This window comes from Rubellimicrobium mesophilum DSM 19309 (genome assembly GCF_000600335.2).
GTDB lineage: Bacteria > Pseudomonadota > Alphaproteobacteria > Rhodobacterales > Rhodobacteraceae > Rubellimicrobium > Rubellimicrobium mesophilum.
Genome location: NZ_KK088554.1, coordinates 28,192 through 48,603, shown reverse-complemented (window position 1 = coordinate 48,603; position 20,412 = coordinate 28,192). Strand labels below are relative to the sequence as shown.

General features: G+C 64.3%; 15 protein-coding genes and 5 pseudogenes. 7 read left to right on the top strand and 13 right to left on the bottom strand.

The window, feature by feature from the left end:
* Positions 1 to 4: 4 nt before the first annotated feature.
* The 8 genes and pseudogenes from RUMESO_RS28310 to RUMESO_RS03555 all read right to left on the bottom strand — a co-directional run.
* A pseudogene (locus tag RUMESO_RS28310) lies at positions 5 to 552 on the bottom strand (proline racemase family protein); the annotation flags it as partial.
* Between the two features lie 16 nt (positions 553 to 568).
* The gene (lhpI, locus tag RUMESO_RS03580) at positions 569 to 2,251 is read right to left on the bottom strand and encodes a cis-3-hydroxy-L-proline dehydratase (RefSeq protein ID WP_037278133.1); all 1,683 of its coding nucleotides are present in this window, start codon (positions 2,249 to 2,251) and stop codon (positions 569 to 571) included.
* Positions 2,248 to 3,250 (bottom strand): annotated as a pseudogene (locus RUMESO_RS03575) (4-hydroxyproline epimerase). The gene lhpI and the pseudogene RUMESO_RS03575 overlap by 4 nt, the downstream one beginning before the upstream one ends.
* Positions 3,247 to 4,482 carry an NAD(P)/FAD-dependent oxidoreductase gene (locus tag RUMESO_RS03570; protein WP_037278132.1) on the bottom strand — a complete coding sequence of 412 codons (1,236 nt, stop codon included), beginning with the start codon at positions 4,480 to 4,482 and terminating at the stop codon, positions 3,247 to 3,249. Before RUMESO_RS03570 ends, RUMESO_RS03575 begins: the two are co-directional and overlap by 4 nt.
* Positions 4,483 to 5,205: an amino acid ABC transporter ATP-binding protein gene (locus RUMESO_RS03565; protein WP_037278296.1), complete on the bottom strand. Its 723-nt coding sequence runs from the start codon at positions 5,203 to 5,205 to the stop codon at positions 4,483 to 4,485.
* Between the two features lie 93 nt (positions 5,206 to 5,298).
* Positions 5,299 to 5,847: pseudogene (locus tag RUMESO_RS23865) on the bottom strand (amino acid ABC transporter permease); the annotation flags it as partial.
* 11 nt (positions 5,848 to 5,858) lie between these two features.
* On the bottom strand, positions 5,859 to 6,524 hold the full coding sequence (locus RUMESO_RS03560; RefSeq protein WP_037278131.1) for an amino acid ABC transporter permease: 666 nt from the start codon (positions 6,522 to 6,524) through the stop codon (positions 5,859 to 5,861).
* Positions 6,525 to 6,593: 69 nt separating this feature from the next.
* On the bottom strand, positions 6,594 to 7,400 hold the full coding sequence (locus RUMESO_RS03555) for an ABC transporter substrate-binding protein (RefSeq protein ID WP_037278130.1): 807 nt from the start codon (positions 7,398 to 7,400) through the stop codon (positions 6,594 to 6,596).
* Positions 7,401 to 7,605: 205 nt separating this feature from the next.
* On the opposite strand from RUMESO_RS03555, the gene RUMESO_RS03550 reads away from it, so the two are divergent.
* A complete protein-coding gene (locus RUMESO_RS03550; RefSeq protein ID WP_037278129.1) occupies positions 7,606 to 8,640 on the top strand; it encodes an Ldh family oxidoreductase in 1,035 nt (344 codons plus the stop codon).
* A gap of 9 nt (positions 8,641 to 8,649) precedes the next feature.
* On the opposite strand, the gene RUMESO_RS03545 is transcribed toward RUMESO_RS03550, so the two are convergent.
* Both RUMESO_RS03545 and RUMESO_RS03540 read right to left on the bottom strand, forming a co-directional pair.
* Positions 8,650 to 9,612 (bottom strand): dihydrodipicolinate synthase family protein, encoded by a 963-nt coding sequence (locus tag RUMESO_RS03545; RefSeq protein WP_037278128.1) that lies wholly within the window; start codon positions 9,610 to 9,612, stop codon positions 8,650 to 8,652.
* A gap of 151 nt (positions 9,613 to 9,763) precedes the next feature.
* Positions 9,764 to 10,468, bottom strand: a complete 705-nt coding sequence (locus tag RUMESO_RS03540; protein WP_037278127.1) for a GntR family transcriptional regulator — start codon at positions 10,466 to 10,468, stop codon at positions 9,764 to 9,766.
* Between the two features lie 118 nt (positions 10,469 to 10,586).
* Here RUMESO_RS03540 and RUMESO_RS28305 point away from each other — a divergent pair.
* Positions 10,587 to 10,901 (top strand): annotated as a pseudogene (locus RUMESO_RS28305) (LysR substrate-binding domain-containing protein); the annotation flags it as partial.
* A 106-nt stretch (positions 10,902 to 11,007) separates the two neighbouring features.
* Here RUMESO_RS28305 and RUMESO_RS03535 read toward each other — a convergent pair.
* Positions 11,008 to 11,679: a DUF2231 domain-containing protein gene (locus tag RUMESO_RS03535; protein WP_082483335.1), complete on the bottom strand. Its 672-nt coding sequence runs from the start codon at positions 11,677 to 11,679 to the stop codon at positions 11,008 to 11,010.
* A 312-nt stretch (positions 11,680 to 11,991) separates the two neighbouring features.
* Positions 11,992 to 12,558: a homocysteine S-methyltransferase family protein gene (locus tag RUMESO_RS28300; protein WP_082483334.1), complete on the bottom strand. Its 567-nt coding sequence runs from the start codon at positions 12,556 to 12,558 to the stop codon at positions 11,992 to 11,994.
* Between the two features lie 14 nt (positions 12,559 to 12,572).
* Here RUMESO_RS28300 and RUMESO_RS03530 point away from each other — a divergent pair, with 14 nt between their 5' ends.
* Positions 12,573 to 14,837: an ATP-binding protein gene (locus RUMESO_RS03530; protein WP_037278126.1), complete on the top strand. Its 2,265-nt coding sequence runs from the start codon at positions 12,573 to 12,575 to the stop codon at positions 14,835 to 14,837.
* 81 nt (positions 14,838 to 14,918) lie between these two features.
* Here RUMESO_RS03530 and RUMESO_RS03525 read toward each other — a convergent pair.
* Positions 14,919 to 15,598 (bottom strand): annotated as a pseudogene (locus RUMESO_RS03525) (IS630 family transposase); the annotation flags it as partial.
* A 141-nt stretch (positions 15,599 to 15,739) separates the two neighbouring features.
* Between RUMESO_RS03525 and RUMESO_RS28295 the strand changes: the two are divergent.
* The 4 genes from RUMESO_RS28295 (at position 15,740) to RUMESO_RS23840 (ending at position 20,327) form a co-directional block, all read left to right on the top strand.
* A complete protein-coding gene (locus RUMESO_RS28295) occupies positions 15,740 to 16,075 on the top strand; it encodes a helix-turn-helix domain-containing protein (RefSeq protein WP_082483333.1) in 336 nt (111 codons plus the stop codon).
* Positions 16,065 to 17,351 carry a type II toxin-antitoxin system HipA family toxin gene (locus RUMESO_RS03520; RefSeq protein WP_037278125.1) on the top strand — a complete coding sequence of 429 codons (1,287 nt, stop codon included), beginning with the start codon at positions 16,065 to 16,067 and terminating at the stop codon, positions 17,349 to 17,351. Before RUMESO_RS28295 ends, RUMESO_RS03520 begins: the two co-directional genes overlap by 11 nt.
* Positions 17,352 to 18,006: 655 nt before the next feature.
* Positions 18,007 to 18,846: a DUF262 domain-containing protein gene (locus RUMESO_RS23845; protein ID WP_082483332.1), complete on the top strand. Its 840-nt coding sequence runs from the start codon at positions 18,007 to 18,009 to the stop codon at positions 18,844 to 18,846.
* Positions 18,807 to 20,327, top strand: coding sequence for an HNH endonuclease family protein (locus tag RUMESO_RS23840; RefSeq protein WP_156362659.1), 1,521 nt, complete (start codon positions 18,807 to 18,809; stop codon positions 20,325 to 20,327). The genes RUMESO_RS23845 and RUMESO_RS23840 overlap by 40 nt, the downstream gene beginning before the upstream one ends.
* Positions 20,328 to 20,412: the final 85 nt, after the last annotated feature.

The window sequence follows — 20,412 nt, the reverse complement described above, 5'->3', positions numbered from 1 at the left end:
CGGGGGTGAGCGACAGGCCCAGTGCCGCCGGGTCCACCAACACGAAGCTGTCGCCGCCATAGGCGGTATCCACGGTCAGCGTCCCCAGCCCTCGACCTTGGGCTTTGCGTCGAGCTTCTGTGCAAAGCTCGGCAAGTTCTGCACGAAGATGCGCTGCGCCTTGCCGTCCCGGCACCCGCACCCGCACCCGCACGAGCCCACCCGGCGCCTCCAGCACCAGCTCCGTCACTGGCTCCTGCATCGGGAGGATGCCGCCGTCGAGACGCGGATCGAGTTCGAGCCCGACATCGGTGGGGTGTCCTCGGGCTCCATGATGTTGAAGCCCATCTGTGCGCGCGGGTCCTTGGGCGGCACCAAGAGGTTCACGTGCCGGAAGACGCCGCCTCGGGGTTCGTTCAGCACGAAGTTCCGAAGCGTCTGGTCCCGGGCGATCCAGCGGCTCTGTTCCCAGAGCGCTTCGCCCGGCGGCGGCGCCACGCCGCCCACGATGACGTCGCCCACCTCGCCTTCGGCATGGGCCGAGTTGACACGGAGGGTCTTGCCGCTGCGCATGAGGGTCTCCAGGAGGTCAGGCCAGCCAGGCCGGAGGTGATGAGGGCGCTTGGCCGGTCAAGGCAACCGAAACGCAGTCCTCCAGAGATCCGAAGCGCACGGCCCGGCCGCTGAGACCCGGAGCGTAATGGGCATACTTGCCCGAATTGGTCATCAGCACCCGAGCCGAGGGCGGAAACACCGGCTCGGAGATCGAGCACCAACAGATGTCGGTCACGACCTGGACGCCCCAGCTCTCCAGCCTGGCCAGCGTCCCTTCCGCTCTGGCTTGGTCCCGGATGGCACGCCCGGCGGTCACGATGATCGGGACGGACGGGTGCTGCGCCACCCCGTCCAGCAGGGCAGCGAGCGCCCGGAACTCGGACAGCGAGACGTGCGGGCTGCCAATCGCGACCAGGTCCACGTTCTCCGGCCCGGAATTGAGCTCCCGCCAGACTCTTGCGAGGTCGGCGCGCATCACGACCACCTCATCGGCGTCTCCGGCCATGCAGCCCTCGGCCTCGGGGGTGTGGCCCGCCACGTGGAGCATCGGCGCCCCCGAGGTCGTTCCGAAGGCAGCGCAGAGCGCCTTGAGATCGTCGTCGGAGGGCGAGGCTCCTTCGAGCCCCGCCAGGAGCGGGATACGGTCGGGCGCGAGGAGACCCGCCAGATATCCGAGCATCGGCCAGAAGGCGTCGTTGTGTCCCTCCGGGGCGCCGACATGGATCCGGCGGCGGGCCTTGCGGTTCTCGTCCAGATAGACTCCAGACAGCGGGACGCGTCCGGTGAGCGCAATGCAAAGATCGAGGAAGTCCGGGTGCTTGACCGTGCGGGCGGCCAGGACGCTGTTGGCATAGATCACCGCGTTCGACTCGGCCCAGCCCACCGCCTCTCCGGCGGCGGGGACGCTGTCGAGCAGGTAGGGCGCGCAGGTGAAGCTCGGCCGGGCGCCCATCCGGACATAGGCGTCAGCCAGCCGACTCGCCGGGCGGCCGAAGTCGGGGGGCGTACCCTGCCGCTCCCAGTTGGCGCGGTCCACCGAGATGGCGTTCATGGTCGTGGGAACCCGGACTCGCGCGCCCATGTCAGCCATCCTCTCCGCAAAGGTGAGGTTCGCGGGGCTTGCATAGATGCATCCGTCGATATGGACCTGCGTCACGTCGGTGAGGCGCGCAGCCCCCTGCTGCGCGGCCATGGCGCAGAGGATTTCCATCGCGAGGCGCGGGGCCTCGCCGCTCTCGCCCGCAAGGAAGGCCCGATCCCCCTCGGAGAGGTCGAGATGCTGAGCACCGACCGATTCCAACTCCCGCGACAGCGGGCCCGCCTCGATCCGCGTTTCGGTGATGCCGGCCCGCTCGGCCCCCGCGAGCAGGTCGAAGTCCTCGGGGCAGAGGCGCAGGACCGGGATAGCCCGGCCAAACAGCAGCCCCGCGACCAACGCGCCGAGGGTCAGCACGTCCTCGCCCTCGCGGAACACCAGCGCTGCCGGGGCATGGGCGTTCAGCGCGAGTTCGAGGAGCACGCCGCTCCCCGTGCAGGACCCGCGGCTCGTTGGCAAGGCCAGCACCGCGCCGGCGAGCGTCCGCCCATGCAGCGGATGGTGGGCATCGATCACATGACCCGTCGCTGGATCGACCCCGCCCCAGAAGCTCAGTCCCTCCTCGCAGGCGATCACGGGACCTTCGGCGGCGCCGGGGATGATGGCCAGGCCCACCCTCATTTGACCACGAACCCGTGGGCAAAGGGATCGCGGTCGTCGATGAAGATGGTATTGATGCCGGTTATGCGGGCCCATCCGGCAATGGACGGGATGATGGCGTCGCGGTTGCCCACGCGGGCCGTCCCCTCAACGTGGCCCTTGAAAAGGGACCCGATGATGGATTCGTGCACGAAGTCGTCGCCGACTGCGAGCCTCCCCTTCGCCGCAAGCTGCGCCATGCGCGCCGAGGTTCCCGTTCCGCAGGGCGAGCGGTCGATCGCCTTGTCGCCGTAGAGCACCGCGTTCCGTGCCTGAGCCTCGGGGTGGCGCGGGGCCCCGGTCCAGAGGATGTGCGACAGGCCGTTGATCGCGGGCTTCTCCGGATGCACGAACTCGTACTTCTCATTCAGGGCGTCCCGGAGCCGCCGCCCGCAGCTCCACGAGCTGCCCCGCCGAGAGGTCGGCCATGTCGCGAAAGTCCCGCTGCGGCTCCACGATGGCGTAGAAGTTGCCCCCATAGGCGACGTCCACGGCGATCTCGCCCAGGCCCTCGACCTCGGCCGTCAGGCCCTCGGCATGGAGATAGGCCGGCACGTTGGTGAGCCGCACCTCCTCGATGAAACGGCCCTCCTCGCGGTAGGTCACGTCGACGCGCCCCGCCGGGGTGTCCAGCCGAAGGACCCCGGGCGTCGCTGGCCGGATGAGCCCGTTCTCGAGCGCAATCGTTACCGTGCCGATGGTCCCGTGCCCGCACATCGGCAGGCAGCCCGAGGTCTCGATGAACAGGACGGCGATGTCGCAGTCGTCCCGCGTCGGCGGGTAGAGGATCGCCCCCGACATCTGGTCATGGCCGCGCGGCTCGAACATGAGGCCCGTCCGAATCCAGTCGTACTCGGCTAGGAAGTGCGCGCGTTTCTCGAGCATGGTCGCGCCCGCGAGCATCGGCGCTCCGCCGGTGACGAGGCGCACCGGATTGCCGCAGGTATGGCCGTCGATGCAGGGAAAGGTGTGGACGCTCATTGCGATCTCCCGAAGCGTGCGGGCGAGAAGGGTTTCATGTCGATCCCGGGCGCCTGCCCGGTCAGGAGGTCGGCCACGAGCTCGGCGGTGCCGGCGGACTGGGTCAAACCCAGGTGGCCATGGCCGAACGCGCAGATCACGTCGGGCCGGTCCGGCAGCGGACCGACGGCGGGAAGGCTGTCCGGCAGCGAAGGGCGGAAGCCCATCCATTGCTTGCCGCCCTCGGTCCGCAGCCCCGGCAAGAAGCGCGCGGCCTTGGTCAGCATCGCGTCGGCCCGGGCGAAGTTCGGCGGCAGTTCGAGCCCGCCGAGCTCCACCGCCCCGCCAACGCGCAGACCAGAGGTAAGCCTCGACACAACGAAGCCGTGTCCCTCGAAGGTGACGTGGACGCGCAGGTCAAAGGCATCCGCCGGAAGCGTCGTGTTGTAGCCCCGCTCCGTCTCGAGCGGGATGCGGACGCCGGCCGTCCGCGTCAGCCGGTGCGAGAAGGCGCCGGCCGCCAGGACCACGCGCCCCTGCATCCGGCCAGCGGTGGTCTCCACCCCGCTCGGCACGAGCGACCGGGCCTCCGCGATGACGATCTCGCCGCCCCTGGCACGGACCCGCTCCGCCAAGGCGAGCGTGTAGTGCTTGGGGTCGCTTATGGAGCACCAGCCCGGCGTGAAGGTCGCGTGCGTGAAGCGCGGCGACAGCCCCGGCTGCACCTCCGCGATCTCCTCGCCCCGGAGATGTCGGAAGGCGATCCCGAGTTCCTCGCGCAGAACCCAGGACGGCAGCGAAGCGCGCCAGGCCCTCTCCCCCTCGTAGACTTGGAGCTGGCCATCGCGGCGCAGCATCCCGGTCAGCCCCTCCCGCTGCAAATGAACTTCCAGCGCTTCCTTGGAAAGGTCCATAAGCGCGGCCTGCGCGACCGTCGAGGCCTGCACCCGCGCGGGCCAGCTCGCCCGCCAGAAGCGCAGCATCCAGGGCGCGATCCTGTGGGCATAACGCGGCGGCACAGACAGGGGCCCGAGCGGGTCGAGGAGCCACTTCGGCGCCCGCCGGATGATCCGGGGCGAGGCCAGGGGGAAGATGTCGGTGAAGGCGAAGGCGCCCGCGTTCCCAGCCGAGGCGCCAGCCGCTGGCCCCTCCCGGTCGATGACGCGGACCTTCAGGCCACGCGCCTGGGCAGCCAGCGCCGCGGAGAGGCCGATGACGCCGGCCCCCACCACGATCACGTCAGGGGAATCCATTCAGCGCACGTTCGAAAGAAACTTCCGCGTCTCGGCGCTCTGGGGAGCGCCGAAAATCTGCTCGGGCGGGCCGATCTCGGCGATGACCCCCTGGTGGAAGAAGGCCACGCGCTTCGACACGTCGCGGGCGAAGCCCATTTCGTGCGTGACGCAGATCATGGTCATTCCTTCCTCGGCCAGCATCTTGAGCGTGTCCAGCACCTCGCCCACGAGCTGAGGGTCGAGCGCCGAGGTCACCTCGTCGAAGAGCATGTAGGAGGGCGACATCGCGAGCGCCCGGGCGATCGCCATCCGCTGCTGCTGTCCGCCCGAGAGCCGGCCGGGATAGACTTTGAGCTTGTCGGCGAGACCGACATGCGTGAGTTGCCGCACGGCGATCTCCTCGGCCTGGGCCTTGGGCATCCCCAGCACCTTGCGCGGAGCGAGCGTCACGTTCTCGAGCACCGTCAGGTGCGGGAAGGCGTTCCATTGCTGGAAGACGATGCCGACCTTGCGCCTGAGCTTGTTGAGGTCCGTACCCCGGGCGTGAACTTCGGTCCCGTCGATCAGGATGCGGCCGGCATCGATGGGCTCCAGGCCGTTGATGCAGGTCAGCAGCGTGGACTTGCCCGAGCCGGAGCCGCCTATGATCGAGACGACCTCGCCCTTGTTCACCGTCAGGCTCACGCCCTTCAGGACCTCGAGCGGACCGAAGGACTTACGGACGTTCTCGATCTCAATCATTCTCGCGCCACCTTCGTTCGAGACGGCGAGCCGGGCGATGGGGAAGCTCAGCAGGAAGTAGATCGCGCCCGCGACCGACAGGATGAACAGCGGCTCCTGAAGCCTCGTGACCAGGATCTGCGAGGCGCGTAGCAGCTCGATGATTCCCAGCCACAGGACGAGGGCACTGTCCTTCATCACGCCGAGCGTCAGGCCGATCCAGCTCGGCAGCGCCACGCGCAGGCCCATCGGGAAGACGATGTTGGCCATGTCCTGCCGCCAGGTGAGGCCGAGGGAGCGCGCGGCGCGTCGCGTGGTCTGGGGAACCGCCTCGATGGCCCCGCGCACGATCTCGGTCGCGTAGGCGGAGGTGTAGAGCGACAGGATCACGCAGGACGTGACGAAGGGCGACCAGCCCCAGCCCGCGATGGCTTGGAAGGCGTTGCCGAGGATGAGCTGAATCAGCAGCGGCACCGAGCGGAAGACGTCCAGCACGAAAATCAGGGGAAAGGTGACCCAGGCACTGACGTTGCTGCGGAACACGCCGAAGACCACGCCGAGAAGCGTGCCCGCCAAGACCGAGATCGCGGTCACGGCCAGAGTGACCAGCGCGCCCTGCGCGAGGAACAGGAGGTCACTGAGCGTCAGGGCGGTGTCGAACATCGCGGATCCCTTCAGTACCGGAACAGCCGCCAAGCGACCAGCCGCGCCCCAAGCCCTACTGCCTTGGCGATCAGGTAATAGAGCACGGCGGCCAGCGCGAAGAGCTCGAAGGTGCGGAAGGTCCGCGAGTTGAGGTCCTGCGTGACGCCCGTGAGGTCGGTATTCATTCCGACAGTCACTCCAAGCGAGGTCATCAGGATGGCCCAGACCGTCTGGTTCATCGTCGGCAGGAACGCGATGCGGAACATCTGCGGCAGCATGATCATGCGGAAGGCCTGAGCCGCCCCCATACCGAGCGACCGGCCGGCCCGCGCCTGGGTGGCCGGAATGGCCCGCAGCGCGCCCCGGAAGGTCTCGCAGAGGTAGCCCGCGTTGTTGAAGGTGATCCCAGCAAGCAGCGCGGCGAAGGGGCTCAGGTGGATACCGAAGCTGCCGAGCCCAAAATGCGCCATGTAGATCTGAAACAGGGCGGGGGTGTTGCGCGCCACCTCGACCCAGGCGGTCGCGGGCGCCCGCAGCCAGCGCGACGAGGAGTTGCGCGCAACGGCGAGCAGCACGGCGACGACCACGCCGATCACCATGGACAGGATCGCGATCTCCATGGTGACGAGGGCGCCCTCCAGCATCTGCGGAAGAGTGCGAAAGGCCTGACGCCATTGGAAGGTATAGTTGAACATGGTCGACTTCCCCGCCCTGGCCCGAGGGGGGACGAGGGCCCGACGGCCCCCGCCCGGTCAGCGCCTAACTCAGCGATAGACGCCCGGCACGGTCAGGTCCACGGGCTCCCCGCCGACCCACTTCTCGTAGAGTTCCTTGTAGCGGCCGGTCCGGACCTGCTGGTTCACGAAAAGGTCCAGATAGTTCAGCAGGCCGTATTCGTTGCGGAGAGCGATCAGGGCCACGTAGTCGACGAGATACGGGGCGTCACCCTTGATCGCGAGGCCTGGGTATTGCCCGCTCTGCACGATGGACGAGGCGACCGTCGAGGTGACGACCGTGGCGTCGATCTGGCCCTGCGACAACGCGAGGAAGACGTCGGCCTGCGTCTGGTAAGGCCGGAACTCCCCCTCGCCCCATCCGGTCACGTCCTTCTCGAGTGCGATGCCTTCGTAGGTGCCTGCGACGGAGCCGACCGTATGGCCCTTGAGGTCCTCGTAGCTGGCGATCCCTGTGTCCTCGCGCGTGAGCACCACGTTGGTGAAGGCAAAGTAGGGGATGGAGAAGCCGACGGTCTTGGCCCGCTCGAGTGTGTCCGAGGTGGAAGCGACACCGATGTCGGCTCGTCCCGAAACCAGGGCCGGGATGCGGTCGGGGAACGGGGTCTCTACGATCTCGGCCGTCACGCCCAGGGCGGTGGCGAGGTCGTTGCAGTAATCGACGTCGAAGCCCACGGGATTATTGCTCTCGTCGCGCGAGCCCATGGGGGGGAAGTCCAGGGTCACGGCGCAACGAAGCGTGCCTGAGGCGATGATGTCGTCGAGCTTGTCGGCCTGCGCCGTACCGGCCAGGCAGGCCGCGGCAGCGATGCCACCGACGACGAGCGAGATTCTCATGGTCTCCTCCCTTTGTTGGCGATCCCGATTCGAGATCTGGATCAACTATCATCTCGCCATCTTGCAGGATCAATCCAAAATACAGCAGGTATACAAGACGTATGCCGGATCGGAGGATCGGCACGAGCTATCAAAACAGGTGTCCCATGGATCAAAACGACAGTAGGGCTGGCCCCCTAGAGGGTCGATGCAGGAGACAGATCACATGAGCATCGTCACTGCCCTGCCTGTCGCGGAGCTGACCGACCGCATTGAGGAAATCTTCCGGAAGGCGGGCCTCTCGATCGCGCAGTCCGCTGCCATCGCGCGAGTCATCGCGGCCGGAGAGCAGGACGCCTGCAAGTCACATGGGATCTACCGCATCGAAGGCTGCCTCCGCACGTTGAAGGCTGGCAAGGTGGTCCCCTGCGCCGAACCGGTGGCGGTCGCTGACGGGTCAGCCATCGTGCGGGTTGACGCCCGCCAGGGGTTTGCACCTCTGGCCTTTGAGATAGGCCTGCCCCATTTGGTTGAGCGGACGCGCGCGCTCGGCCTTGCCGCACTTGTCATCAACGACTGCACGCATTTCTCGGCACTCTGGCCCGAAGTCGAGGCGCTCACGGAGCGTGGACTCGCAGGGCTCGCCCTCTGCCCCAGCTACTCGGCCGTGGCGCCGGCCGGCGGTCAACGTCCACTCTTCGGCACGAATCCGATGGCGTTCGGCTGGCCCAGGCCTAGCGGCGCCCCCTACGTTTTCGACTTCGCGACCAGCATGGTGGCGCGGGGCGAGATCGAGCTCCACCGCCGTGCCGGCCAACCGATCCCCGAAGGCTGGGCCATCGACACCGAGGGAGCCCCGGCCACCGATCCGGAGCGTGCGCTCGCCGGGGCGCTCCTGCCCTTCGGGGGCCACAAGGGCTCGGCGATCTCGACCATGATCGAGTTGCTGGGCGGCCCCATGATCGGCGACTTCACCAGCGCCGAGGCTCTAGGCGTCCTTGGGAGCACGTCCCTCCTGCCGCGCCACGGCGAGTTGATCCTGGCCTTTGACGTGGAGCAGTTCGCGCGGGGCCGTCCTGGTGATCCGCTCGCGCGCGCGGAGGTCCTGTTCGACGCGATCCTCGGCCAAGGCGCACGCCTGCCCTCGCAGCGCCGCTTCGCTGCGCGCGCCCGCACAGAGGTCGAAGGCATCCCGCTGACCGCGGCCGAGCTGGAACAGCTCGACCGCTTCGCGAGGCTGGGTCTCGACGCCCTGCCCTAAGGGCTCCGATCAGGCAGCGTCCCTCACCTGGGTACCGGGCTGTTGGCTCCACTCGGCGTACCAGGCTTGGAACAGGGCGAACTGCTTCTCGCAGTAGCCGCGCTGGCTCTCGCTGAGCTGGTCGGTTTCGTTGAAGTGGAGCCGGTACTCCTGCTCGCCCCTGAGGACCAGCATGTGCTTGAAGAAGAGCACCAGATCCGGCCCCTCGTCGAAGGATGAGAGCACTCGCATGGCCTCGTCAAGTTCCTTGGCCCGCCGGCGCGCCTCCGCGTCGCCCTTTGCCGCTGCCTCGCAGAGCCGGACAAGGTGCAGAACCTCGCGCGGGAGAACATTGCCGATGCCGGTGATGGCACCAGTCGCTCCGCAGTTGACGAAGCCGTGCACGACCTCGGTATCCACGCCCACCATGAGGGTCACCTGGTCGTCCCGGCTGGTGATGTTCTCGGCCGCGTAGCGCAGGTCGTCGCCACCCCCGAACTCCTTGAAGCCGACCAGGTTCGGGTGCTCGGCCCGCAGCGCGAAGAACAGGTCCGCACGGGTCGCGAAGCCGTAATAAGGGCTGTTGTAGATGACGGCAGGCAGGTCGGGAGCGGCCGCCAGGACCGCCTTGAAGTGCGCCCGCTGCGCGGCGGCCGAGGGCCCGCGCGACAGCACCCGAGGAATGACCATCAGCCCCTTGGCTCCGACCCGTTGGGCATGGGCCGCATGGGCCACGGCCTTGGCCGTATTCACTGCCCCCGTGCCGACGATCACCGGCACGCCGGCCTGGACAAGCCGCTCCACACCTTCCATCCGCTGCTCGTCGGTCAGGAGCGGCCAATCGCCCATGGAGCCGCAGTAGACCACCGCCGACATACCTTCCGCGATGAGCTCACGTCCCTTGCGGACCAGGGCCTCGTAGTCGGGCGTGCGATCGGCCTTGCACGGCGTCATCAGCGCGGGGACACAGCCGGAAAAGACGCTGGACATCATGGTTTTCTCCTTCGTTCGGGGCCTGTTCGTCGTCTTGCATTCGCGTCCGGGGCCAAAGACCTGCCCCGCCATCATCGCGCTCGGGACCGCACAGTAACTGCTGTATGCCTTTTGTCGACAAGAAACGATGCAGGGCTTCGGGGCGAGTAGGTCAGAGAGGCACCTTCTGTCGACGGTCGCCGGCGAAGAGCTGCTGGATTTGACCGACGATCTGATCGGCATGGGCGCTGGCCAGCCGGTCAGCAGCGTCGACGTCCTGGGCTTCGATGGCGTCGATGATGTCCTCGTGCTCGACGACAATATGGTGCGGCAGGCGGTCATCGAATGACGAGTAATAGAGTCGCAGGAGACGTCGGCCCTCATCGAGGAGGCGACAGAACAGGCCGGTGAAGTAGAGATTGCCGCCCGCCTCCGCGATCGCGGCGTGAAAGTCGCGGTTGGTGGCGATCATGGCGAGTGCGTCCTGCGCCTCGACCGCGCGGGCGAACGCCGCCTGACGTTCCCGGATCATGGTTAGGTCCTTGGGCCGGCGGTTCTGTGCTGCAAGCCGAGTGGTGACGCGGTACATGAGCGTTAGTGCGTCAAAGAAGGCGTGCAAATTCATCATGTCGATGTTCGATACGACCGTCGACCGGTTGGGCAATGTTGTCACAAGCCCCTCGCCCGCCAGCCGCACCAGAGCCTCGCGGATCGGTGTACGCGACATCGCGAAACGATCCGCGAGCTGAACCTCGTCGATGGGACATCCTGGAGGCAGCGTCAGTCCAAGGATTTCGTTCCGCAAAGCCTCGTAGACGACCTTTGCGCCCGATCCGCGTTTCCGCACAGGGGCTGGAGGCGGAGGGAGTTCATTCATGGGCGGCCCTATGTGTCGACAGTTCGAATACACAGATTAGCTGGGGACGACCCGCTGGTCCAACTCGGATATTGACCATCTCCACAGATGCACCCTGCCTTCCACACAACGTCTGGCCGTGCGCGTGGGCGAGTTCCGTCCCATTGGCATCATCGCCCGGCGGGTCGGCACCTACCGCTTCGTCTGCTGCGTCTCGCCGACGTTCCTGGAGCGGCATGGAATGCCGACCACGCCGAACGAGCTGGCCGGCATGCGCTGTGTCCTGAACCTCAGCATCCAGCCCCACGACCGCTGGCGATTCCGAGACCCGGCTAGCCAACCAGTCTTGGTGGAAGTCCGTGGGCCACTGGAGATCGCCGACGACGAGGCTCTGCGAATGGCGGCCATCGAGGACGCGGGAGTGATCTACGTGCCCCGTGATCTGGTCCTCGATGATCTCAGCTCGAGCCAGCTGGTCGAGATGCCGATCCATGGCGTGCATCCCTCGCGCCGCCTCCTGCCCGCGGGTGATGGCGCTCATCGAGGCGATCGCTGGAGACTTACGCAGAGAGTAGTGCCTGCCTCTCATCGCCCGGTTTCGGAGAGCGAGGGTACAGGCGTGGCGGCGCTCTCCCCCGCCGTAGATGCGGGGCCAGCTCGCCGTGAGCCACCTGCTGGGCCGCATGCGCCACGCCCCGGGCCACGTCGGTCGCGGCGATCCGGGCCGCCTCGCCCAGATGCCCGCGCTCGATGCGGACGGAATGGTCGGGGTCATGGCCCTCGACCGCGCCCACGCCGTGCCGGTAGATCATCTTGCCGCCAAGGTAGCCCGTGTAGGTCATCAGCGCCGCCCCAGCGAGACCGGCCAGCAGGTAGCCCCGGCCGGGCCGTTCTTGTCCCGACCTGAGAACGGCGGGCCCTGCGGACATGAGCAGGAGGCCCACGTTGAGGTTCCTGTGCGTGACCAGCATGTCGTGCGCCTCGCCCTCGGCGCGGACCTCCTCCTGGGCGGCAAAGCCCGCCACCCCGGTCGCGGCCATGCTGGCCACCGCGAGCGGCATAAAGGTCTTGCCCATGTCCATGAGGGCCCGGTTGTCCGTCATGGCCCCCACCGCATCGGCCGCAATGGCCGTGGGCAGGAGCGCCAGCGGGAAGTGGACGCGCAAGGGGTGGATCACCGAAAACGAGGGACTCGTCGGCACGACAGGAAAGTTCGATGGTTGCCGCCACATCAGGCCGGCCTTCAAGTCGTGCCGTCGCCGTCAGTCCCGCCCCCGGAAAGCCGAGCCACGCCCCTCTGGGCGTGAGCACCGTCAGTTCCTTGTTGATGATGACTTGGGAACCAGCCGCATCAACGAACGGATCCACACACCATTAACCTTGGGTACATCGTTCCATCCGGCTGTAGTCCCGGCGTAGTCCCAAGGTCTCCCTCACAGACCAAAAGGTCCGATTCAGGCCTATGAAGTTCAGTAGAAACAGGGGTTTTCTGGTAGCGGAGGAGGGACTTGGGCATTCCCCGACGATCCCCCTCCTGAGACGCGTTATCTGACGTGCGGGCCGTGGCCTCCACTGGCAACAAAGGCGACAATCCTGAGCCCTTGAGGGCTTGCGGTGTCCCCCGCTTGAGCCTCTCCGCCATCACTGTTCATTCCCCGCGCGCCGGTACCCCGCACGCGGTGGTCTTCGATCGGCTTCCCAGAGCGCAGCCGGTCCCCTCGCCGGTCGTGGACCGAGACTGACAGCCACACCGGCCGGCCCGCTTGGACCGTCCCCTTTAGCGCGCCTTCGGCTTGGGCCACGGTTGAGAGCGTCTCGAGGAGAATGAGATTCACATGGGGCGCCAGAAGGCGCGCGATTTTGGCCACCTTGGGCGCGGCCTCCTCCAATGGGAGAACTACGTCGTCACGGTAAGTGGCCATCAGCAGCCCGATTAAGCTGGCGATGCGCCCAGATCCGTGGGCGTCGCCCGCCGCCCGAGCCGCGGCGAGGGCTGCTAGGTGCAGCTCCTCGAAATGGCCGTCGAGACCGAAAGGTTGAAATTGTTGTTCCGCGTTGTACCAATCTTCTTGACTGCCTGCCGGGATGGTGTAGCTTAGATCTCGGAACAACGTGGAACAACAACATGGCCAGCACCTACTCTGCTTCGAGGACGCGAACCCAGAACCGACCTGGCTGGGTTCTCACCTTCCGTCATCCGCTTCGTCCAGACTCCCGTGGCCGCCCTGGTCTGAAGATGCGGCGCGGTCTGGGCACCACCGATCCCACTGAGGCTGATCAGCTCGTCGAGCAGATGAACACTCTTCTGGGTGACCCCTCGTGGTGGAACGCCACGCGTCGTGTCGATGCCGAGCGCCATTTCGCCCCTGCGGTCGTTGCCGCTTTCTTCGACGATATCCAAGCCGGCCGTGCAGATCCCTGGGCCGTTCGCGAGCAGCACATTCCCCTTCCCGATCGCGACGATGGCTTCACGCGCGTGCTGTTCGTCGGCACCACTGGGGCTGGCAAGACGACGCTCCTGCGCCATCTGATCGGCTCGGACCACGAAAGAGATCGCTTCCCGTCCACTTCCACGGCCAAGACCACCGTTTCGGATATCGAGATCGTTCTCGCCGACGGCGACTTCGAAGCTGTGGTGACCTTCTCGTCTGAGCATGAGGTGCAGGCTAACATCGAGGACTGCGTTGCAGAAGCCTGCGTCGCCGCGTTCGAAGGCAAGAAAGATGCAGACGTGGCAGACCGGCTTCTGAACCACAAGGATCAGCGCTTCCGCCTCAGCTATGCCCTCGGCAGCTTCGTCGATGAGGCGAGCAAGGCTGTGGACGACGACTTCAGCTTTGACGAGCCCGAGGAGACCGCGCCAGCCGAGGACGAGGATGCTGTTCCGACCGACGAGCGGGAGAAGAACGCTCAACGCTTACGGGACTACATCAAGCGCGTGCGTGATTTACAAGCTAGCGTCGAGAAGAAGGTCTCCGACGACCTCGGCGAGGATATCAGCAAGCTTGTCGGCCCGGATCGTGACGCCGCCCAGGATCTGTTCGAGAGCGCCCTTGGCGATGACGAAGGCTTCGGGAGCATCGTCCATGACATCCTCGACGAGGTGCGGTCACGGTTCGATCTCTTGTCTGAGGGACACCTTGTGTGCAACCGGTCCGGATGGCCCGAACTCTGGACGATGACGAGCGACAATCGCGACGAGTTCATCCGGGCGGTCCGCTGGTTCGCCAGCAACTACGCCCCTCAGTTCGGCCGCCTGCTCACACCGCTTGTAGACGGGATCCGGGTGCAGGGGCCCTTGTTTCCCACCTTCACGGAGACCAAGCCCAAGCTGGTGCTGCTGGATGGGCAGGGACTCGGCCACACACCGGACTCCTCCGCGAGCGTGACGACCCAGATCACCAAGCGCTTCACCGATGTCGATGTGGTGCTCCTGGTCGACAACGCGCAGCAGCCCATGCAGGCAGCTCCCCTGTCGGTGATCCGGGCTGTGGCGACCAGCGGGCACCAACGGAAGCTCGCCATCGCCTTCAGCCACTTCGACAGCGTAAAGGGCGCCAACCTTCCCGACTTCCAGTCTAGGCGGGCGCACGTGATGGCGTCAGTGACCAATGGCCTGACCAGCCTTCGCGATGCCCTTGGCGGCTCATCGACGGTGCGCATGATGGAGCAGACCATTGAAGATCGCTGCTTCATGTTGGGCGGCTTGGATCGGCGCAGCAAGGAATTGCCCAGAGGGTTCCAGGGAGAGCTGATCCGCCTGCTTCAGCATTTCGTCCGTGCCATCGAGCCGCCGCCCCAGCCGGTTGCCCATCCCGTCTACCACTTCGATGGCCTACCCTTGGCAATTCAGGCGGCAGCTCGCTCCTTCCAGGGACCCTGGCTGGCACGTCTCGGCCTTGCCCCTCATGGGACGACCTCAAAGGAGCACTGGACGCGCATCAAGGCGCTCAACCGTCGCATCGCCGGCGAGATGAGCAACAACGAATATGACAATCTCCGGCCAGTGGCGGATCTCGTCGCACGTCTCACCGAGGAGGTCTCACGCTTTCTGTCCAGCCCGGCATCTTGGGCTCCCACCACACCGACCGAAGCGGAGGCGGAGGCGGCGTTGGACCTGATCCGTGAGGCCGTCAACATCAAGTTCCACTCCCTGGCCGCGAGGCGGCTGGCCCAGGAGCAGCTTGAAGTCTGGCGGGACGCCTTCGAGCTCAAGGGTAAGGGCTCGACCTTCGAAAGGGCTCAGGTGATCCGCGACATCTACGAAGAGGCGGTTCCCGTCCCGAACGCGGTGATGACTGAGGTCTCCAAGGCATTTCTGGACGAGATCCGCCAGATCGTTGGCGATGCGGTAAAGCAGCAAGAGGAGGTGGGCCGAGCAGCCGCCTAGGATAGGAAGAAAGCACCGGTAGTGATCCACGAAGCAGCATCTTACTTCCCGCCGGTGCTCCCCTGTTCAGCGGGCTTCTTCCTAGTGGTCTGAGTTGGAGATCCTTTGGCAGAAGCGTCTGACGCTGGCGAGGATGGCATCGGCTGACTTGGTCCAGACTAAGGGCTTGGGCTCGGCGTTGGTCTGGTCGATGTAGGTCTGGATGGCGGCCTCGAGATCGGCGGTGCTGGTGAATACGCCCCGTTGCAGGCGTTGGCGTGTGAGGAGCGCGAACCAGACCTCGACCAGGTTGAGCCACGAGGTCGAGGTGGGCGTGAAGTGCAGATGCCAGCGCGGGCGCTTGAGCAGCCAGTCGCGAACGAGCTTGGTCTTGTAGGTGGCGGCGTTGTCCAGCACGAGGTGGACGTCGAGGTCGGACGGCACCAGGGCTTCGACCTGATCCAGAAAGGCGCGGAACTGGACCGCGCAGTGGCGCTCCTTGCAGGCGCCGATCACCGTCCCGGTTGCAACGTCGAGAGCGGCGAACAGGTCGGTCGTGCCATGCCGGCGATAGTCATGCGTGTGGCGCTCGGGTTGCCCAGGTCGCATCGGCAGCAGGGGTAAGGTGCGCTCGACGGCTTGGATCTGCGGCTTCTCGTCCACGCACAGGACCAGAGCGTGATCGGGCGGGCTCATGTAGAGCCCCACGACGTCCCGGACCTTGCCGACAAAGGCTGGCTCGGAGAGAGCTCGAAGGTCTCCTGCTGGTCCGGCTGGAGACCAACGCCCGTTATACCCGCAAGACTATGGTCTGGCCAGTGGCCGTTGGTATTAGACTGCCACTCGACGAGCAGGTTCCTTGAACATGCGAGACTTGTGGGTTATATCCTGCATTAATCGACTTATCGTAGGTTTTAACAGACATGAAGAGGTCAAGTACATCTCACCTGTCCCGCGTTTCGACGGCGCTTCTCGAGGCTTTGGCGGCCGAGGTCCGGGCGGCCCGCAAGGAGCGAGGCTGGACAGAAAATGATCTAGCTGAGCGCCTCGGCTCCTCGCGCGACACCGTCCGCGCGATCGAGGCAGCTCGCCCAAGCGTGGCCGCTGGCACCCTCTTTGAGGCTGCCTATGTCCTTGGCCTTCCTCTCCTCGGTGGGGACGCAAACGTGGCGCGCATCAAGAGCGAGGCTCAAGCGCGCCTAGTACTCCTTCCTGGCCGCGTGCGGCCCCGCCGGCTCGAGGTGAACGATGACTTCTGACCAGGGGCTCTTCGTCTGGATATGGCTGCCCGGCGCGCCAGATCCCGTCGTCGCCGGGCGCATCGACCGAACAGAGGAAGGTTACGTCTTCACCTATGGGCGCAGCTACCTTCAGCGCAACATAGCTATGCCGATCTACGACGCCGACCTGCCACTCGTAACAGGGCCGATCCGTCCGCCTGCGGGGCACGATCTTGCCCCCTCCCTGAGGGACGCTCTGCCAGATCAATGGGGGCGCCGGGTGATCGTGAACCGCCTCCTAGGCAACCGTCGCGACCAGATCGACGAGGACGCCTTCGACGAGATGACGTTCATGGTCGAGTCCGGCTCTGACCGGATCGGCGCCCTCGACTTCCAGCGCTCGCCTACGGACTACGTGGCGCGCGAAGCTGAGGAGGCAACGCTCGAAGAGCTGCAGACCTTCGCCGACGACGTAGATGCCGGACGGCCAGTCTCGCCCCTGCTCGACCGTGTCATACTCCACGGCAGCTCCATTGGAGGCGCACGCCCCAAGGCGCTCGTCGTTGATCGCGGCGCCGAACGGCCCGTGAAGCTCATCGCGAAGTTCTCAGCGACCAACGACAGCTTCGCGATGGTGAAGGCCGAGTTCGTCACCATGCGGCTGGCAACGCGGGCGGGTCTCGACGTGGCCCCAGTCCGCATCGCCTCAGTGGCAGGCCGCGACGTCCTACTCGTCGAACGATTTGACCGTGTCCTTGAGAAAGACCACTGGAACCGCCGCGCAATGGTTTCGGCCCTGACCTGGGCGCAAGAGCACGAGCTCGCCGCCCATCACATCGCCTATACCGATCTCGCGGACCTAATCCGGGCCCGCTTCGGGCGCGTAGACGCCACACTGCGCGAGCTCTTCGGGCGCCTCACTTTCAACATCTTGGTCGGCAACAGCGACGACCACGCCCGCAACCATGCCGCCTTCTGGGACGGCACGGCACTCGAGCTCACACCTGCCTACGATATCGCGCCCCAGCGTCGCGCGGGACGACAGGCTAATCAAGCTTTGAACATCCGCCCCGGTGAGCGCGACGCGCGCCTCGCCTTGGCGCTCGAGGCAGCAGCCGCATTTCACCTGTCCGTCCAAGAGGCCCGCGAACTCATCGATCATCAGGTCGCAACGATCCTCGGAAGCTGGGGTGAGCTCTCTGAAGAGGCGCGTATGGCGCCTGTCGAACGGGCTTTCTTTGAAGGCAGGCAGATTCTGAACGCCTATGCCTTTGAAGGCTATGGCGCGGCCCCGAGTTTCCCGCCTGCGGCCTGAGAGAGACCACAGTGGCATTCCCAGATGCTCCCGCTCACAGCCTCATCTGACGGACAGCTCTGGCTGACCGGGGATCGGATCGAACGGCCAGGGTCACACCATCCGCAGCCTACAGACACGCCCAGTGTGGCTGACGTGTGGACGCGTAGCGGGGTCCTTCACGTTCTGCGCAACGGCCTGCGCTGGTTGGACGCTCCGGCCGTCCATGGATCGCACAAGACCCGTCCAACACTCGCCTCTTTCGGTGGATACGGCTTAGATCTCCGCCCGAATCGTCCGTGAGTTGACCCAACATGTTCCGGATGGAGATACGATCAAACCGGAACGCAGGCTGCTCAAGGCACACCACTCGGCAGCAACCCTTAAAGAACGCACGGCTGGCAGCATCGACAACCTTGGTCGCACGCGACGTGTCCTATCGATGCCGCCCGGCTCAAATCCCAACGTCAGCTTCGCTTCAGCAGCGCATCCCAAACTCACAAGACGAACCCGATCAAACAGACGCCCGTGAGCCTCACCTTCCGCCACGACCTACGCGACCTGACTGGCTTCGGGCCCTCTGGCCACGGTAACAAGCTCAACATCGGCTCCCGACTCGTACGGCCACGCCGAGCAAAGGTAACGTACTACGCCGACGCTTTGAGGAGAGCAGCGCATGAGCGTTCAAATCGACCAAATCTTCACGGCTAAGGCTGAAAACATCTGGCAGTTCCTCCATACGGCGGGTCAAGGTTGCTATATTCCAGCTTATCAACGCTCCTACGCCTGGGACGACGAAAACGTGAATCGCCTTATTGAGGACGCGATTAGCGGGCTTAACCACTTGATTGAAAGACCAAACGCGATTAGCTTTCTGGGCACAGTCATCGCCATTCATGACACAAACAACGTAACGGTGAAGCCGGTCTTCCAAGCCGAAGTCGCCCAGCGCGTCATGACCCTCATAGACGGGCAGCAAAGAATTAGTACTTCCGTGATGATGAACGTCGCGTTACATCACCACATCAACACCCTACTTCGACGTTTTGAAAAATTGGAAGATGAACCTTTCGAATGGATTCGGGAGCAATCCGAGCGAGCGCTCGCTGAACTCTGGACAACTTTCGCACTCGACCAGACCACAGGGAATCCTCACGTAAACCGCTACTACCCTAGAGTTATTCGAGCCTTCGACGACGTCTGGTCAAAGAAGGGCTCGCAAGCAATATACCAGTCACCAATCGCTCGCCTCATCTGGACGTACATCAATCATGCTGACGCAAAGAAAACCGAGGATTTCGCCTACCGGGTAGCTGACGAAAACGGCGTTTCTGATCCAAAACATGAGCCACTTGTTAAGGTGTTTCGTCACATACGAGGACAATTGCGTGCCTTCACCAGCAAGAAGAAGGCTGAGCAGTTTGACTTCCCGAACGTTCAGCAAGTGATTCTGAAGGAATCCTTCATGAAGGCACTTTGGTCCTTTACGCCCCCCAACCAGTCGTCAGTTACGTAACGGAGCAATCAGATCACCCGCAGCATGACAATTTCTGTGCGCTACTGCGCAGCCTGATTTTTCACAAGTATTTCAACACCCGTATGGCATGGACAATTGTAACTACTCGCTCCGAAGACGACGCATTCGATATGTTCGAGGCGCTCAACACCACGGGCGAGCCGCTGACCGCCTTCGAAACACTTAAGCCGAAAATCATTGAGGCAGAAAGCCTCGAGCATTACCAAGGATCCGCGTCCCACAAAGACGTGCAACGCATAGAGGTGTACTTGGATGCCTTCAAGAAGGCCGACGACCGCCAACGGGCGACGTCCGAACTTTTGATCCCAATGGCCTTGGCAGAAACAGGCGATAGGCTTCAGAAGAACCTCAGTGATCAGCGCAGATACCTACGGGACTACTTCGACGGATTACCAAGCTTAGATGATAAGCGCGGGGTGGTCGGCTCCTTAGCAAATCTTACCGACTTTGTACGCACCGGCTGGCAATCTGTGGAGGACGAACCCGCGCTCGAAGCTTTCGGCAAGTTTGACCAAGAGGCCGGGTTTTGTTTCCAATCCCTCCGACAACTCAAGCACGTGATCGCCATAGCGCCGCTTTCGCGGTTTTATGATCAGTATAGGCGGAGTGACGACGCGACGCGCGCTCAGCGCAGGCAAGATCTTATCACGGCCATCAAGGCGACGACTGCGTTTTCAATGTTGTGGCGCGGCGGGCATGGCGGCACCGAAAACATTGACGGTGTTTATCGCGCCGTCATGCGTGAAGGGGCGAGTGATCAGGGCATCCCGCCGCTTGCCAGGCAGACAGACAAACAGCAGGGCGTTGTTTCAGTCAACAATTATCGTCGACTGCTCTGGAGCCGATTTCTCAAGAGTTTTAGCGACAAAGACGCATGGATTAAAGCTGCGTCGCGGGTGCCGATTTACGACCACTCCGCCGTCGTAACTAAGTTCCTCCTTATCGTAGCGAGCGATGATGCAGCGGCGGATCCGCTGGATCCCGTGTTACTTGTCCGCGGAACTAAAGGCTTAGCGCCGACCATTCGGACCGACGCTTGGGACTCTGCGTCGCATTATTCCGTCGAGCACATTGCTCCTCAGTCCAGTAAAGCGAATGGCTGGAAGGAAGGTCTATATGACGATCCAGGGACTATCAATCGAATAGGTAATCTTATTCTTCTGCCTGGAGAGCCAAACAGTTATATTGGGAAACGACCGTGGGACCACAAGAAATTGATTTACAAGTATCTCTGCGCTGAGACAGCCGCTGAAGCAGGGACCATCGCTGGTACGTTTGGCAGCGCCGGACTTACTTTGGGTCTAAATGGTGAGAAAATCCTTACTGGAACAGGTTACCTCCCGATGTGCAAGGGCATCAGTAAGTGCACGGAAGAGTGGGATGTGGACATCGTGGATAGGCGGTCGAACCGACTTGCTGAGTTGGCGTACGAACGAGTAATCGATTGGCTCAAGGTTTGATCTCTCGGTGGATCTGAGCGGCGTTGTTGCATAACTCGGTCTGAGGCCGAGCTTGGCCCTTTCCCCTTCGGTTCAGACGGCGCGC

What these genes read in the sequence shown, in the direction of transcription:
- lhpI (WP_037278133.1), bottom strand. Translation starts at nt 2,251, where the DNA reads ATGAGGGTGGGCCTGGCCATCATCCCCGGCGCCGCCGAAGGTCCCGTG.
- RUMESO_RS03570 (WP_037278132.1), bottom strand. Translation starts at nt 4,482, where the DNA reads ATGGATTCCCCTGACGTGATCGTGGTGGGGGCCGGCGTCATCGGCCTC.
- RUMESO_RS03555 (WP_037278130.1), bottom strand. Translation starts at nt 7,400, where the DNA reads ATGAGAATCTCGCTCGTCGTCGGTGGCATCGCTGCCGCGGCCTGCCTG.
- RUMESO_RS03520 (WP_037278125.1), top strand. Translation starts at nt 16,065, where the DNA reads ATGACTTCTGACCAGGGGCTCTTCGTCTGGATATGGCTGCCCGGCGCG.
- RUMESO_RS23845 (WP_082483332.1), top strand. Translation starts at nt 18,007, where the DNA reads ATGAGCGTTCAAATCGACCAAATCTTCACGGCTAAGGCTGAAAACATC.
- RUMESO_RS03535 (WP_082483335.1), bottom strand. Translation starts at nt 11,679, where the DNA reads ATGTGGCGGCAACCATCGAACTTTCCTGTCGTGCCGACGAGTCCCTCG.
- RUMESO_RS03545 (WP_037278128.1), bottom strand. Translation starts at nt 9,612, where the DNA reads ATGATGTCCAGCGTCTTTTCCGGCTGTGTCCCCGCGCTGATGACGCCG.
- RUMESO_RS28295 (WP_082483333.1), top strand. Translation starts at nt 15,740, where the DNA reads ATGAAGAGGTCAAGTACATCTCACCTGTCCCGCGTTTCGACGGCGCTT.
- RUMESO_RS03565 (WP_037278296.1), bottom strand. Translation starts at nt 5,205, where the DNA reads ATGATTGAGATCGAGAACGTCCGTAAGTCCTTCGGTCCGCTCGAGGTC.
- RUMESO_RS03540 (WP_037278127.1), bottom strand. Translation starts at nt 10,468, where the DNA reads ATGAATGAACTCCCTCCGCCTCCAGCCCCTGTGCGGAAACGCGGATCG.
- RUMESO_RS03550 (WP_037278129.1), top strand. Translation starts at nt 7,606, where the DNA reads ATGAGCATCGTCACTGCCCTGCCTGTCGCGGAGCTGACCGACCGCATT.
- RUMESO_RS03560 (WP_037278131.1), bottom strand. Translation starts at nt 6,524, where the DNA reads ATGTTCAACTATACCTTCCAATGGCGTCAGGCCTTTCGCACTCTTCCG.
- RUMESO_RS03530 (WP_037278126.1), top strand. Translation starts at nt 12,573, where the DNA reads ATGGCCAGCACCTACTCTGCTTCGAGGACGCGAACCCAGAACCGACCT.